The following is a 14216-nucleotide window of genomic DNA, read 5'->3' as shown; positions in this document are numbered from 1 at the left end:
AAAGATGATCGCCGTGTAAACACCCTCAGACGCGCCCCGACAAAAGGTGGAGGGAGCCATCCAAACGGCGAGGAAAGCAATAGATCAAAGGGCGATGCGAGGCCCCGTCGGATTCCGGCAGGCTCATGGCCAACGGCACTTCCCCAAGTGTGCCTCCTCTGTCGTTCCCAGGAAGGAGGGTCCGTGTATCGCTCTGCGCTCATTGAGGGCGTCGCGCCATCACTGGCTCGTGCTGCGTCACTCGAGTCTCCCTTCGGCCTGGTTTCCCGTTCCACCGAGCTGCCCCAAGCGGCCGGAGAGCCGGTCTTCGCGATCTGGACCGGTCTTCTGGGTGATCCCTCTGAGGCGCTGAGGTCACAGCGCACCTGGAATCACCGTGCCGAGGCGGGCAACTTCGACGGGGCCGGCGGGGCCATCGACGCCGATCGCGCCAGACACATCGCGATTGTGGAGACGATGGAGCGCTACTCCAGCTGCTCATGGACGGAGGAGGAGCTGGTGTGGGACACCCCCGCCGGTCTCGGCGAGGCCGCGATCGGACCGGAGCGCTGGCCGGCGTGCTCGGCCACCGAGCTGGCCGACCCCGACTGCGGGCTCATCGCCTCAGACCCCCGCGTCCCCCTGCGTTGGGTGCGCGGCTGGTCCCTGACCCGCGGCCGTGAGGTCTTCGTCCCAGCGGTGCTGACGTACCTCAACTTCCCGGTACGCACCCCCTCCGAGCAGTTCGTCAACCCCATCTCCACCGGCACCGCCGCGCACTCCGACCTGCGCGAGGCGGTCCTGGGTGGCCTGCTCGAGGTCATCGAGCGCGACTCCATCGCCCTGACCTGGCTCCAGCGCCTGCGCCTGCCCGCGGTCGCCGTCGACCCCTCCACCCTGGGGGAGGCCGCCGCCGAGTACCACCGGGTCGGCACCTCCACCGAGCTGGAGACCCATCTGTTCGACGCCACCACCGACTACGGCGTCCCCACCCTCTACGCCGTCCAGACCTCCCAGGTCGACCCCGAGCTGGCCCAGGTGGTGGCCGCCACCTGCGACATCGACCCGCAGCGGGCGCTGGCCAAGATCTACCGCGAGCTCGCCTCCCTGCGCATCGCCCTGCGCAGCCACGCCCGCGGTCCGCGCGCCCAGGAGATCAAGGGGCAGGACCTCACCGTCGTCGGTGGCGCCCTGGCCGACGCCGAGCTGTCCATGCGCCACGTCTTCGACTTCCTCCTGGAGGGGGAGCGGCCCGTCCACGCCCTCGATGAGATCGGTACCCTCCCGGCGTCCAGGCCCGGGGCAGGCGGCAGTGCCGGCCCTGGCGGCAGCGACGGCAGTGCCGGCCCCGACCCGCTCGAGCAGGTCGTCACCAACCTGGAGCGGGCCGGCGCCGAGGCGATCGTCGTCGACATCACCACCGACGAGGCCCGCCAGGTCGGCATGCACGTCATCAAGGCCCTCATCCCCGAGGCCATGCCCCTGTCCTTCAGCCACCACGCCCGCTACCTGGCCACGCCCCGTCTCTACCAGGCGCCCCGGGCGATGGGCCTGACCGTCCACGACGAGGCGGGGATCAACCCCGTCCGCCAGCCCTTCGCCTGAGCCCGATGTCCGCACCACCGTCCACGTCAGCGACCGCCTCACCGACCGACACCCAGGAGCCCCGACCCGACATGAGCACGACGCCGCCCGCACCGGACGCGCAGCCGGAACAGCACCCGGCGCCGCAGGCCCCCACGGGGCCGGTGACGGCCTACCTGCCCCAGGGCGGGTTCGCGCGCGCCGTCGCCTCGCGTCTGGCCGGGCCCAGCGACGTCATCATCCCGGTCGACCACGGGCTGGTCAGCGCCTACATCCCCTACGCCGACCGCGCGGTCCTCATCGCCGACCCCGACCAGTCCGGCCTGCGCGAGGACCTCGACACCCTGTCCTTCACCCGGTCCATGCCCTCCCTGGGCCTGGAGCTCTTCCCCACCGAGCTGCGCTGCGGGCCGCTCGTGGTCCCCGGCCGCAGTGCCTGCTACCGCTGCTACGACCGGCGCCGCCGCCAGCACGGCTACCGCCCCCTGCCCCCGGAGGTCGTCTCCGAGCACGGCCCGCTGGAGCAGGCCTACGGCCACCACCACGTGCTCCTGGGCGCCGGCCTCATCTCCCTGGCCCTGCAGACCCTCGACGCCCCCGGCCCCCAGGACCCGGCCCTGGAGGGCGCCGACGACGTCGCCCCGATCGGCGGCCGGGTGTGGACCATCGACCTCGTCTCCGGCATCACCACCTGCTCGCCGACCGTGGCCGTGGACCGCTGCGAGACCTGCTCGGGACGCTACGAGAGGCGCCGCGACGGCCTGCCCGCGCTCGCGGCCCTCCTGCCCGGGCGACGTGAGGAGGTGGCCTGAGATGGCCGGGGACGCCACAGGCTCCGTCATGCGCGCCGGCGACGTCGGCCGCGCCGCCCGCCGTGACCTGCAGTTCCGCATCCCCCGCCGGCCCGTGGTCCGCCTGGGGCTGCGCGCCCGGCCCGAGGAGACCGGCTGGATCATCGACGGCGCCCGCAAGAGCCAGGTCCTGGGTGGGGCTTTCGCCCGCGAGCACATGGGCCCCCTGCTCCAGGCCTGCGACGGCACCCGCACCCTCGAGGAGATCGGCGAGGTCACCGGCGTCGGCCCCCAGGCCGCCTTCGAGGCCGTCTCCCTGCTGTGGACCGGCGGCATCGTCGAGGAGGGCGACACCGAGCCCGCCCCCGGGGATCCGGCGCCCGAGCTGGCGCGGCTGCTCTCCCGCCTGGGCGACTCCACCGGCGTCAACGACTCCTGGCAGGACGCCGCCCGCCGCCTGGCCGCCGCCCGGGTCGCCGTCGTCGGGGACGCCGAGCTGGCCGGGGAGATGGTCGCCGCCCTGGAGCCCACCCTGCCCGAGGTGCGGCTCGACAGCGCCCCCCGCCGCGGGGACACCCTCACCGTCCTCATCGAGACCGCCGAGTCCGCGGCCCGCTCCCCGGAGGTGGCGCGCCGCTGCCGCGAGGAGGGCATCGCGCTGCTGCGGGTGCGCGCCGAGCAGGAGGCGGTGACGGTCGGCCCCTACGTCGATGAGGCCTTCTCACCCTGCCTGGCCTGCGCCTGCGCCGACGAGCCCGAGATCGGCCCGCGCCCCGAGGCCGCCCGCCACGACATCATCGTCGGTCTGGCCGCCCGGGCCGTGGCCGCCCTCATCGCCCGCGCCACCGTCACCCACCTGCCCGGGGACGCGCGGCGCACCGAGCTGGCCACCTTCACCTACTCCGACCGCCCGGTCGTCTCCCGCCCCGGCTGCCCCGTCTGCTCGGTGGCGGGGCAGGGCGAGGAGCCGGTGCCGGTGGCGCCCTCGGCCCCCGTGGGGGCCCGCTACGAGCAGTCCGTGGCCATCCCGCCGGCCGCCTTCGTCGACTCCAAGGGCCACCAGCAGCACTACAAGCCCTCCAACCTGCGCCTCCAGCGCGAGTTCCGCGACTGGCCGGTCTGCCCGCGCACGCTCCTGCCGCCGGCCGACCTGGGGCGCCTCGACCAGCCCTGGCCGATCGCGCACCCGCTCACCGACGACGGCGCCGAGCCCGACGTCGTCACCCGCCCCACCCTGGGCGAGCTCGCCACGATCCTGGCGCTGTCGGTGGGTGTGCGCGAGCCGCTCGGCGCCGAACCCACCGGCCCGGAGTCGGCCGAGGCCGCCCAGGCCCCGCCCAGCGCCAAGCTGCGCCGCTGGACGGCCGCCGGCGGCAACATCGGCTCGGTGACCGCCTACGTCCTCATCCCCGAGCACGAGCAGAGCGGCCAGGAGGTCTCGGGGGCGGCGGCCGGGCAGCGGCTCGCCCCCGGCACCTACGTCTACATCGAGCGCGACCACGCCCTGGCCCTCATCGGCCCCGCCCCCTCGGCGGCTGACACCGGGACGGACGCAGGGACGGATGCCGCGACGGAGGCCGGGCCGGATCTCCCGCCCGACGGCGTCGGCGCCCGGATCGTCCTGACCGGCAACGTGGACAAGGTGGCCCGCAAGTACTTCTCCTTCGCCCTGCGCATCGCGGTCCAGGACTGCGGCTGCTCCTTCGAGGTCATCCGCCTGGTCGCCGAGGCCCTCGGGGTGCCGCTGCGCGCCCGGGCCCGCTGGGACGAGCAGCGCATCGCCCGAGCACTGGGCACCGACCCGGCCCGGGAGCCGGCCTGCATCGTCGTCGACCTGGGAGGCCGCCGTGCGCACTGACTTCGAGACGCTGCGCGAGCTCATCGCCGGCTTCTCTGCCGGAACGGACACTCGCCCCGCCGAGCCGTCCTCCGACGGCCTGGCCGCGCGCCGCCCGCGCCCGCCGCTGGACTGCCGGGTGCCGGACGCGCTCGTCCCCGGCCCCCAGGGCCCCTACCCCCACAGCCTGCACGAGACCTTCGAGCGCCGCTCGTCGTCGACCACCTACGGCACCGAGCCGCTCGAGGCCGAGGCCCTCCTGGGCATGGTCCGCGACGCCCTGACCGACGACGCACGCACCTGGGGGGAGGACGCGGTGGCCTGCCCCCTGGAGCCCTTCGTGCTCCTGCTGCGCCCGCGCGGCGCCGAGCCCGGCATCTACCGGGTGCGGCTCGACGGCGTCGACCTCGTCCGCCCCCTGCCGCCGGCCGAGGAGATCGAGGGCATGGCGGTGCAGAAGGAGTTCGCCCGCGCCGGAGCCATCGTCTCAGCGGCCGCCAACCTCGATGAGGCCGACGCCTGGGGCGGGGCCGCCGGCTACCGGTTCACCATGAGCCGCAGCGCCGCCCTCATCTACTCGCTGCACCTGCGCGCCGCCGCTCGGGGACTGGTGGGGACGGTCTTCGCCGGCTTCGCCACCTCGGCGGTGCGCCACCTGCTGGACTCCGACGGCGTCAGCCGCCACCAGATGTTCGCCGTCACCATCGCCAGTCCGCAGACAGAACCGCCAGGTCAGGCGGCCGGCTAGTCCCGGCAGCGCTGGTTGCGAGCGCCGTCGGCCCATCCGCTGGTCCACCGCCGGCCAGACGGACCCAGAACTGCATACCGCGTCACAGAGTTCCCCAGTGTTCCACGGACCACCCCGTTCGCGGGGTTGGGGCCCGGTCCCGGCAGACCGGACCCCCGGGGCCCGAAAGGGACCCCGCTCCTGCCCACCAGACACCTGAGAGAAGGAGGTGAACAGCATATGACGAACAGCTCGATTGATCTCACCCTCGCCGACAGTGACTTCGGCGTCGAGGAGCTGCCTGAGGGCAACGCCCTGGGTTGTGCCTTCAGCCACGCCAGCGCGTCCTGTCCGGCCAGCGCCGCCTCGGCCTCGTGCCCGGCCAGCGCGGCCTCGGCCTCGTGCCCGGCCTGCGCTGCCAGCGCGTCGACGACGTCCTGCTGACGACCCCATGGTGGCGGGTAGGGGACTTCGGTCCCCTGCCCGCCACTGGGTGGTACCCCGGAGCCCCGTGAACCGACCTGAGGGAGCCAAGAGCCCACGATGAGCACGGTGATGAGTACGGCGAGGACAACGCCGACGATCCCTGGTAGCCGCCCGACGAGTCCGATCCCGCGCCTGCGCCGCGGGGTGAGCCTCATCGTCGGGATGGACAACCAGCCGATGCTGTTCGACTCCGACTCGGGCAAGTACCACCGGCTCGGCGCGGCCGCCGCCTTCATCGTGGGCCAGTTCGACGGGGTGCGCCCCCTGCCGACCATCATCGAGGAGCTGCCCCAGGACATCGACGAGGCGGGTGCCAAGCGCATCACGGGCCTGGTCGACAACCTGCGCGACAAGGGCCTCCTGGCGGGCGGCGACCCCGCCTCCGCCGACCCCGCCGCCCCCGACGCTTCGGCGGCCCCGGTGCGCACCAGGCGCAGCCGCGGACGCCACACCGCCCAGCCCCGCCGGGCCCGACACCTCAAGGTCGAGAGGCCCCGCCGCAGCGGGGGCTGGTGGCTGCCCCGCATCATCATCGCCCGCAAGTACCACCGGATCGTCGCTCCCGTTGTCACCCTGCTCCAGCGCCTGCCGGCCCCCGCGCTCAGCTGGGTATTCCTGGCGCTGGCCGCCTGCGGCTACGCGGCCGGGGCCATGGCGCTCAGCTCCCTGGCCGGGGGCCCCCGCCCGGGGGTCCTGGTCTTCGTCACGGCGGTGGCGATCCAGCTGGTGAGCATCCTGCTGCATGAGTCCTGGCACGCCATCGTCGCCGGCTACCTGGGCACCCCCATCCGCGGACTGGGGGTGGCGCTCATGTTCTGGGCGATCCCCATCGCCTACGTCGACCGCACCGACTCCTACCGGGTGCGCTCCCGGAGCGGGCTGACCATGCTGGCCCTGGCCGGCATCTTCTCCGACGGCGTCGTCTGCGGACTGGAGGCGGCCGTCGCCTGGGCCTCGACGGGAACGGTGCGCCAGGTGGCCCTGACCCTGTGCGCCTTCCAGCTCACCATGCTCGTCACCAACCTCAACCCCCTCACCCAGTCCGACGGCGTCGCCGCGGTCGAGGCGGCCACCGGCTCGGTCAACCTGCGCGGGCGCTCCATGTTCGTGCTGCGCTGCGTCCTGACGCGCCAGCCGCTGCCGCCGGGTCTGGCCGTCATGCGGCCCGCGGTGCGCTGGGGCTACTTCATCTACGGGCTGGCGTGCTCTCTTCTCGGACTGGTGGCCTTCGTGATGAGCGTTGTATGGATAGGCTACTGGCTGTACGCCCTCTTGAAAGGTTTCCTCCTATGACGCAGCCGGTTCTCTCTCGTGCCGGTGCCTCCCCCTCCCAACAGCCACAGCCGCAGCCCGTATCCGCCGTGACCCCCGGGGAGCCCATCCCATCCGCTCCGACCTCCGCCGTACCAGCGCCGGTACCGGCACCGGAGCCGGAGCCCCCGGCCCTGGCCCAGCCCGCCGTGGCCCTGCCGACCCTCGTGCGCCTGGGCGGGCTGCCGGTGCGGGCCGTCCCCGAGACCAGCGCCGCCGTCATCGGCACCCTGGACTACCTGCGCCGGCTCGACGAGGTGCTTGACGGCGCCGCCGACCAGCTGCTCGACCCGCTCTACGAGATCGTCCCCACCCTGGACAAGGCCGAGCGCCGCCCGGTCCTGCGCGCCAAGCGCTGCGTCTTCCAGGGGCGCGCCACCGACCTGTCCGAGGAGGTCCTGGCGGCCCTGCCCGCCGAGCTGCGCGCGCTGCTGGAGCGCTGGGACGCCCTGGTGGCCCGCAAGGAGGAGACCCGAGCCCGCCTGGCCGTCCTGGTCGACGTCGACCTGGACCGCAGTCGCGAGCTGCTGGCGGCCGGCCTCGACGAGCCCGGTTACCAGGAGGCCCTGGCGATTGCCGCCCCGGCCCTGGTCTCCACCCTGGCCGCCCGCGGCCGCCGGCTCGAGGACCCCCGCGTCCTGCGCACCCTCTACACCCTGGCCACCCGGGCCGCCCTCAAGACCAGCCCCTTCTCGGGACTGACCACCGTCAACGAGGCGGGCCAGCCCTCCACCGGGCGCAGCCACCGCATGGTGGCCACCCACCTGGCGTACCGCATCCTGAGCGCCACCGCCCAGGACCTGGCCGCCGACGGCGCCCTCTACCTCGAGCCCGCCCCCGTGCGCCGGTCCTACAGCGCCGCCCCCGGCCCGGACGCGGCCGGCGCCTACGGCCAGTACCCCTCCCGGGAGGTCGAGGCGGAGGCGCTGACCGTCGTCGGCGAGCACGAGTACGGCAACGGCATGGTCTTCCGCCAGGAGACCATCCAGCCCGCCCGCTGGCTCCAGGAGACCCACGACGCCCTCACCGGCGGCGGCATGCACGCCGTGCTCAGCGTGCGCGACGCCTGCGAGCGCGTGGGCGGCACCGACCCGCGCCTGCGCCTGGAGCGGCTGCTGGCCTCCGGCGCCATCGTGCCGCACGTGCCCTGGTACCGCGGGGAGAACCCCTTCCCGCTGCTGGCCGCCTCGCTCTCACCGGAGCAGCAGCGCCAGTGGGGCAAGGACCTGGCCTGGCTGGCCCGGCTCGACGACGCCGTCGGCGCCGCTGACGGGCCCGGCCGCGCCGAGCTCCTCAACCGCACGGTGCGCCTGGCCGAGCGCGTCTTCCCCGACGGCGAGCTCGGCGAGCGTCCCAGCGGCTTCCTCTACGAGGACTGCGAGTCGACCCGCAGCTGGGTCGACCCTCTCGAGGACGCCCCCTTCGAGCAGGACGTCAAGACCCTGGGCGAGCTCGCCGACCCCTGGGTGGCCCGCTCCCACATCTACGACCTCATGGTGGCCCGCTTCGTCTCCCTGTTCGGAAACGGCGGGGTGTGCAAGGACCCGCTGGCCTTCTTCATGACCATCGCCCACGCCCCCGACGGCGACCAGGAGATGCTGCGCGCCGCCGGGCTCGACTACGCCGCCGGCCCCGACGAGGAGCGCGCTGCCCTGTCCGGCGGGCTCTCCGGCTCGCCCAGGCACCTGGGCGCCTTCCTCCAGCCGGTGGCCCCCAGCGCCCGGACCTACGCCGCCGGCGGGGGCCTGACCGTCGTCAACGCCTTCACCAACGCCAACGGCTCCCTCCAGGCCCGCTTCCACCGGCTCCTGGGCTCCGGCTTCCGGGAGCGCCTGGCCACACGGATCCGCACCTCCTGGGGCACCGAGAGGGTCCTGGAGATCCAGGCCAGCACCGAGTGCAACACCGGTCAGGCCGTCTCCTGCGGGCTCCTGCCGCCGCTGGGGCTGCCCGGTGAGCCGGGGGCGCCGGACGCGGTCCCCCTCAGCTCCCTGCGGCTCGTCCACGACCCGGCCACCAGCACCCTGTTCCTGGCGGACGACGCCGGGCCCGTGGGACTGGCCTACCTGGGCCTGACCCCTCAGTACCTCCTGGGCGGCTACCTGTCCTGGCTGGTGCTGCTGAGCGATCCCTGGTCCCGGCTGCCCCCCTTCGCGGACCACTGGACCAGCCGCCGTCGGGACCTCAGCGGGCCCCTGCCCGACGAGGTGATGCACTCCGAGCGGAACGTGGCCGGCCGCCTGGTGACCCGCCGCGAGTCCTGGACCTTCCCGGCCCGCCAGATCGCCCCGCTCATGGACCGCGACCTGACCACGACTCTGCTGCACATGGACGACCTGCGCAAGCAGTGGGGCATACCGACGGAGGTGTTCGTCCACCAGCACATGCCCTCCCAGGGTGCCACCTTCGACCAGCACAAGCCCCGCTACGTGGACCTCACCTCACCGGTGTCGCTGCTGGCGCTGCGCGGCTGGATCGACCCGGGCGCCGCCCACATCAGCTTCGTCGAGGCCCTGCCGGCTCGCGGTGAGGCCCTGGGGCTCACCCAGGACGGTGAGCCGACGGTGGCCGAGTACCTGGTGGGACTCCAGTGGCCCAAGAACCTGGGAGGCATGGCATGAGCACGCACGACGACGTCCAGTTCAGCCGGCGCGAGCAGCGCAACCAGCCCAGCCGGCTCATCCGCTCCCGCAGGCTGCGCTGGCTCGGGGGGCGCTCGCGGGCCAGTGAGCAGGCGGAGCGCACCGGGCAGGAGAGCCAGGTGGGCCAGGTGGGCCAGGCGAGCCAGGTGGGCCAGGCGAGCCAGGTGGGCCAGGTGGGCCAGGTGGGCCAGGCGAGCCAGGTGGGCCAGCCCAGTCAGGCCGGTCAGGCCGGAATGGTCGGCCAGGCCGGAATGGTCCGCCTGGGGGGCGCGACGTCGCAGTCTGGCGGCTCGATCCCGGGGATCCAGCCCTTGGAGATGGCGGCCGCCGACTTCGGCACCCTGCGTGCCCAGCACAGCGCAATGCGCCAGCGGGGCGCGGCGATGGCCGGTCAGCGTGAGGGGGTCGGCTGGCTGTATGCGCGGATCTACTGCGCCGGCGGGGACGACACCGACGCCCTGCTGCCCGAGGTCGCCCAGTGGCTGGATCGGGCCCGCGGCCAGTGGGACATCCGCTCGGCGCACTTCCTGCGCTTCGTCGACCTGCGCGGCCACCACATCCGGCTGCGGCTCAAGGCCGTCGAGGGCGTCCTGGATGAGGCCTACGCGAGCATGCGCGAGCTGGGGGCCGTGGCCCAGCGCACCGAGGCGCGCACGGTCGAGCGTCTCGTCTCCGATCCGATGACCGGGGGGATCGGCGTGAGCCGGCCCGGCATCACCTTCGGCGTCTACGGCCCCGAGTACGACAAGTACGGGGGAGTGGCCGGCGTCGAGGAGGCCGAGCGGCATTTCTACGTCTCGAGCCGATGGTGCCTGGACCACCAGGTCTGGCAGATCCCGAGGCCGGTGCCGCGGGCGGCCCTGGCGGCGCGGTTCCTGGCGCTGGCTGCCCGCAGTGCGCCACTGCCCGAAGCCGAGCTGCTCTCCGCCCACCTGCGGATGTGGGGCTCGCGGCTCCCCGCGCACCTGCGCGACGGCAGTGCCCTGGGACCGATCGTTCAGCAGCTGCTGGAGGTCATCGAGTTCCAGTTCGATGAGATCCCGTCCTGGAGTCAGGCAGCGGCGGCCGTGGGTGAGCTGGCCGACGACGCCGGACGCGCCATCGGCGTCATGGGGGCGGGCACCGGCGGGCGCCGGGCCCTGGACCTGCTGCACATCGACGTCAACCGGCTCGGCCTCAACCCGGCCGAGGAGTGCATCGCCGGGCTGTGTGCCCGCCAGCTCCTGACCGGGGGTGCCGTGCCCCCGGCCCAGCCCTCAGCCGCCGTCGGGTAGCCGGGCGCAGCGGCGCCCGGGAACCCAGAACCGCGCGAGGTGCCCACGAGAAGGCCCCTGATTGTCGATGAAGGGCCCGAAAGTGTGTATGAAGTGTCGATGAGGTGTTCATGAAGGGCCGTGGAGTGTCGATGAAGGCCTGGAAGTGTCCACGGTGCTGACATCAACACTGCACTGACGTTCCAGCCTGAGAAGAGACCGCGGGATTCCAACGATCTGTGCCAGGCGCTTCGAGGGCTGGCGCGCTGATGTCAGCGCTGTGGACACGTGGCTGTGCGGGGAGTGAGTCCGCCAGGTTCTTGGCGGCGCATTCAGGTTCTCTCACCTCGGGGGTAACCCCACCGGTCCCTGCCTGGTCCCTTCAGGTGCTCGCGCAGGGGACCCAGAAGTCATGGTTCGATGATGATCTGAGCAGGGTCTTCTTCAGAGCGGCCTACTGCACGAGGGTGGGGGTGTATTGGTCGGGGGTTGTGCATACTGCACGAACCCCCGGACCCTGTGGAGTACACCCGACCCTCTGCCAGTGGATCCCGACCCTCGTGCAGTTCGGGTGGTGTCAGGTCTGAGAGCCGGGCTGAGGCTCTGATCGAGCCCGCCCCTCGCCCCGGCGAGGGTCGGGGGTCGTGCGCGGGCCAGCCGGCGGCTCCGGGGGCAGTGCCGAACCTGCCCTCGGGCCCTCAGTCGTCCAGGTGGGAGACGAGGTCGGCGGCCAGGCCCGTGTAGGTGGCGGGCGTCAGGGCGAGCAGTCGCGCCTCGACGTCGTCGGGCATGCCGAGCCCGGAGATGAACTCGCGCATCCCCTCGGGCGTGACCTTCCTGCCGCGGGTGAGCTCCTTGAGGCGCTCGTAGGGGTCGGCCATGCCGGTCGCCCCGGCGACGGCGGCCGCCCGCATCGCCTGCTGGACGGGCTCGCCGAGCACCTCCCAGGTCGCCTCGAGGTCCTCCTCCAGGCGGGCGCGGTCGACGTCGAGCCCGGCCAGGCCCCGGCGGATGTTGTCCACGGCCAGCAGCGAGTGCCCCAGGGCCACGCCCACGTTGCGCTGCGTGGTGGAGTCGGTGAGGTCGCGCTGGAGGCGGGAGGTGACGAGAGTGGCGGCCAGCGTGTCCAGCAGCGAGCAGGAGATCTCCAGATTGGCCTCGCCGTTCTCGAAGCGGATCGGGTTGACCTTGTGCGGCATGGTCGACGAGCCGGTGGAGCCCTGCGCGCTCAGCCGCTGGTGGAAGTAGCCCAGCGAGATGTAGGTCCACACGTCGGTGGCCAGGTTGTGGGCGATCCGGTTGAAGCGGGCGACGTCGGAGTAGAGCTCGGCCTGCCAGTCGTGGGACTCGATCTGCGTGGTCAACGGGTTCCAGGTCAGGCCCAGGTACTCGACGAATCCGCGTCCCACGGCCTGCCAGTCGGCGCCGGGCACGGAGACGACGTGCGCGCCGAAGGTGCCGGTGGCGCCGTTGATCTTGCCCAGGTACTCGGTGGCCTCGACGCGGCGCACCTGGCGGCGCAGCCGGTGGGCCAGGACCGCCATCTCCTTGCCGAGCGTTGTGGGGGTGGCCGGCTGGCCGTGCGTGCGGGCCAGCATGGCGGCGTCGGCGTACTCGTGGGCCATGGCGGCCAGGTCCTCGACCAGCCCGCGAGCGGCCGGCAGCCACACCTGCTCGATGGCGGCCCGGATCGTCAGGGCGTAGGAGAGGTTGTTGATGTCCTCGCTGGTGCAGAAGATGTGGACGATCTCGCCGACCGTGGGCAGCACGGTGGGGCCGCCGTCGGCGCCGACGACGCCGGGGGCCTGGGCGGCCGCGGCCAGGCGCCGCTTGAGAAGGTACTCGACGGCCTTGACGTCGTGGCGGGTCTCGGCCTCGATGGCGCCGAGCTCGGCGATCTCCTCGGCTCCGAAGTCCTCGACGACGCCGCGCAGGTAGCTCTTCTCCGTCTCGCTCAGGCGGGGGGCGCCGGGCAGGACGCCGCCGTCGGTGAGGTGGATGAGCCACTCGACCTCGACCTGCAGGCGGGCCCGGTTGAGCGCGGCCTCGGAGAGGTGATTGACCAGCGGGGCGGCGACGGCGCGGTAGCGGCCGTCCAGGGGGCCCAGGGCGATGGCGGGGGAGACTGCGGAGAGATCGACCATGCCGCTCATTGTGGCAGGTTGGCACCGATCTCTGCGAGTGGGGCCTCCTGGGTCGAGACGAGGACGGGCTGGGCCTCGGGGCGGCGTCGGCGGTAGGCGGTCACGACGACGAACAGCAGGATGCCGGCCGACGGCAGGTTGATGGCGGCGGCGGGCTCATGGCTGTAGAGGCCGTGGCCGAGCAGCGCGGCCGCCAGCCCCAGGCCGATGACGGCCAGCGCGAGGATCGAGGGGCCCGGGATCCGCTGGGACGGCTCGGCGCGCTGAACGTGCTGGGCCTGGAAGAGGATGAGACTGACCGTGAGCAGGCTCAGAGGCGTCAGGAGGGAGGTTTCCCAGCCGAACAGGCCGCCGCCGACCGTCAGGGCCAGGACAGTCGTGGCAAGCGTGAAGACGACTGGAGGGAGGAGTCGCATGGTAGATGACCTTCTAGGGCGGACATGGTGGGGAATGGTATGACCGGGCAAAATCCTGCCGGATCCTTGTGCCGTTTTCAACAAGTGGTCCGTCGTCGTTGGCGGGGAGCACTCCCCGGTCGCCGCCAGCCTATACGGCCCGCCGACCCCGGACCCGGGAAGTAAGTTCCGACCGGGGAGAATGTGATGCCTCTGTGATGCCTTGGGTGCTGTGTCGCCCAGAGATCATGAGCCCGTGGGGGGAGCGCGGATGGCTCCTAGACCGACGACGATGCCGTCGGCTTCTACCGGGCGCTCGACTTCGACATCGACCCTGCGCCGTCGGACCCGCGCTGGCCGGGGCGCCGCCGCTACCGATGCGTGCGGCGGTCCTGATTCCGAACGGCGCATGTCGAGGACTGCGTTTCGCGCCGAGGACGTACTTCTCCTCCAAACGACGCGTCTCCGCCCCCAGTCATCTGGGGGACAGCGCAGTCCTCGGCGCGAAAGTACGTTCTCGATCGACGTCGTCGAGAGGTCTGGCGACCGGGGCCGGTGGGTGACGGGCCCTATCGGGCCGAGGTCTTGTGTGCGGTGACCTCGCGGGTTTGCCGGTCCCTCAGACTGCGCGCCAGGACGTAGCCCAGCAGGCCCAGCGCGGGCAGGGCGAGGAGCACGTCGACGTCGGACCGGTACAGGCCGCGCGCGACCATGAGCCCGGAGAGGATGACTCCGACGGCCCCCAGCAGCCGAACGCCCGACGGCGTCAGGCTGCGCTCGCCCGGACCCGAGTTCTGGGCTTGCAGCAGGATGAGGCCGAGCAGGAGCATGCACAGCGATGAGGTGAGGCTGTTGAGCTGCCACCCGAGCAGCAGGCTCCCGATCGAGTTGACCAGGACGGTCAGGGCAAGGACAACAATGGCGGGCTTGATGAGTCGCATGTCGAGCACCTCGGCGAACGGGTTGCGGTCGCGAACGTCCCCAGTCTAAGCCGGTGCCCTGGTCGGAGCCTGGCCGGTGGTGAGGGGGGGAGTCGACGCCGGCCGGGCTCAGGGCTCAGGGCCCGG

11 protein-coding genes are annotated in these 14216 nt (G+C 72.8%); 8 read left to right on the top strand and 3 right to left on the bottom strand.

Annotated elements, in window-relative coordinates:
- Positions 1 to 183: 183 nt before the first annotated feature.
- The 8 genes from AB7V09_RS08205 (at position 184) to AB7V09_RS08170 (ending at position 10631) form a co-directional block, all read left to right on the top strand.
- The gene (locus tag AB7V09_RS08205; RefSeq protein ID WP_419143450.1) at positions 184 to 1584 is read left to right on the top strand and encodes a YcaO-like family protein; all 1401 of its coding nucleotides are present in this window, start codon (positions 184 to 186) and stop codon (positions 1582 to 1584) included.
- A 71-nt stretch (positions 1585 to 1655) separates the two neighbouring features.
- Positions 1656 to 2375 (top strand): cyclodehydratase, encoded by a 720-nt coding sequence (locus tag AB7V09_RS08200; protein ID WP_419143449.1) that lies wholly within the window; start codon positions 1656 to 1658, stop codon positions 2373 to 2375.
- A gap of 1 nt (position 2376) precedes the next feature.
- On the top strand, positions 2377 to 4212 hold the full coding sequence (locus AB7V09_RS08195) for a bacteriocin biosynthesis protein (protein ID WP_419143448.1): 1836 nt from the start codon (positions 2377 to 2379) through the stop codon (positions 4210 to 4212).
- Positions 4202 to 4939, top strand: coding sequence for a hypothetical protein (locus tag AB7V09_RS08190; protein ID WP_419143447.1), 738 nt, complete (start codon positions 4202 to 4204; stop codon positions 4937 to 4939). Before AB7V09_RS08195 ends, AB7V09_RS08190 begins: the two co-directional genes overlap by 11 nt.
- Positions 4940 to 5158: 219 nt before the next feature.
- Complete coding sequence (locus AB7V09_RS08185) at positions 5159 to 5362, top strand: thiocillin family RiPP (protein WP_075375698.1); 204 nt, start codon at positions 5159 to 5161, stop codon at positions 5360 to 5362.
- A 99-nt stretch (positions 5363 to 5461) separates the two neighbouring features.
- The gene (locus AB7V09_RS08180; RefSeq protein ID WP_419143446.1) at positions 5462 to 6697 is read left to right on the top strand and encodes a PqqD family protein; all 1236 of its coding nucleotides are present in this window, start codon (positions 5462 to 5464) and stop codon (positions 6695 to 6697) included.
- Positions 6694 to 9336 carry a lantibiotic dehydratase gene (locus AB7V09_RS08175; RefSeq protein ID WP_419143445.1) on the top strand — a complete coding sequence of 881 codons (2643 nt, stop codon included), beginning with the start codon at positions 6694 to 6696 and terminating at the stop codon, positions 9334 to 9336. Before AB7V09_RS08180 ends, AB7V09_RS08175 begins: the two co-directional genes overlap by 4 nt.
- Positions 9333 to 10631, top strand: coding sequence for a thiopeptide-type bacteriocin biosynthesis protein (locus tag AB7V09_RS08170; RefSeq protein ID WP_419143444.1), 1299 nt, complete (start codon positions 9333 to 9335; stop codon positions 10629 to 10631). The genes AB7V09_RS08175 and AB7V09_RS08170 overlap by 4 nt, the downstream gene beginning before the upstream one ends.
- Before the next feature lie 677 nt (positions 10632 to 11308).
- Here the strand turns inward: AB7V09_RS08170 and purB are convergent.
- From purB to AB7V09_RS08155, 3 genes are all read right to left on the bottom strand, one after another.
- On the bottom strand, positions 11309 to 12754 hold the full coding sequence (gene purB, locus AB7V09_RS08165) for an adenylosuccinate lyase (protein WP_419143443.1): 1446 nt from the start codon (positions 12752 to 12754) through the stop codon (positions 11309 to 11311).
- A gap of 5 nt (positions 12755 to 12759) precedes the next feature.
- Positions 12760 to 13170 (bottom strand): hypothetical protein, encoded by a 411-nt coding sequence (locus AB7V09_RS08160; protein WP_009406703.1) that lies wholly within the window; start codon positions 13168 to 13170, stop codon positions 12760 to 12762.
- Between the two features lie 548 nt (positions 13171 to 13718).
- Positions 13719 to 14090: a hypothetical protein gene (locus tag AB7V09_RS08155; protein ID WP_419143442.1), complete on the bottom strand. Its 372-nt coding sequence runs from the start codon at positions 14088 to 14090 to the stop codon at positions 13719 to 13721.
- Positions 14091 to 14216 lie beyond the last annotated feature (126 nt).

This window comes from Actinomyces sp. SKVG-SVH-4(1) (assembly GCF_048514265.1).
In the GTDB taxonomy this organism is placed as follows: Bacteria; Actinomycetota; Actinomycetes; order Actinomycetales; family Actinomycetaceae; genus Actinomyces; species Actinomyces oris.
The sequence above is the reverse complement of the archived record's forward strand: the minus strand, read 5'-3'. Positions and strand labels throughout refer to the sequence as shown.

Coding starts and splice junctions, on each gene's coding strand:
- AB7V09_RS08175 (WP_419143445.1), top strand. CDS start 6,694: ATGACGCAGCCGGTTCTCTCTCGTGCCGGTGCCTCCCCCTCCCAACAG.
- AB7V09_RS08170 (WP_419143444.1), top strand. CDS start 9,333: ATGAGCACGCACGACGACGTCCAGTTCAGCCGGCGCGAGCAGCGCAAC.
- AB7V09_RS08180 (WP_419143446.1), top strand. CDS start 5,462: ATGAGCACGGTGATGAGTACGGCGAGGACAACGCCGACGATCCCTGGT.
- AB7V09_RS08155 (WP_419143442.1), bottom strand. CDS start 14,090: ATGCGACTCATCAAGCCCGCCATTGTTGTCCTTGCCCTGACCGTCCTG.
- AB7V09_RS08185 (WP_075375698.1), top strand. CDS start 5,159: ATGACGAACAGCTCGATTGATCTCACCCTCGCCGACAGTGACTTCGGC.
- AB7V09_RS08195 (WP_419143448.1), top strand. CDS start 2,377: ATGGCCGGGGACGCCACAGGCTCCGTCATGCGCGCCGGCGACGTCGGC.
- AB7V09_RS08200 (WP_419143449.1), top strand. CDS start 1,656: ATGAGCACGACGCCGCCCGCACCGGACGCGCAGCCGGAACAGCACCCG.
- purB (WP_419143443.1), bottom strand. CDS start 12,754: ATGGTCGATCTCTCCGCAGTCTCCCCCGCCATCGCCCTGGGCCCCCTG.
- AB7V09_RS08160 (WP_009406703.1), bottom strand. CDS start 13,170: ATGCGACTCCTCCCTCCAGTCGTCTTCACGCTTGCCACGACTGTCCTG.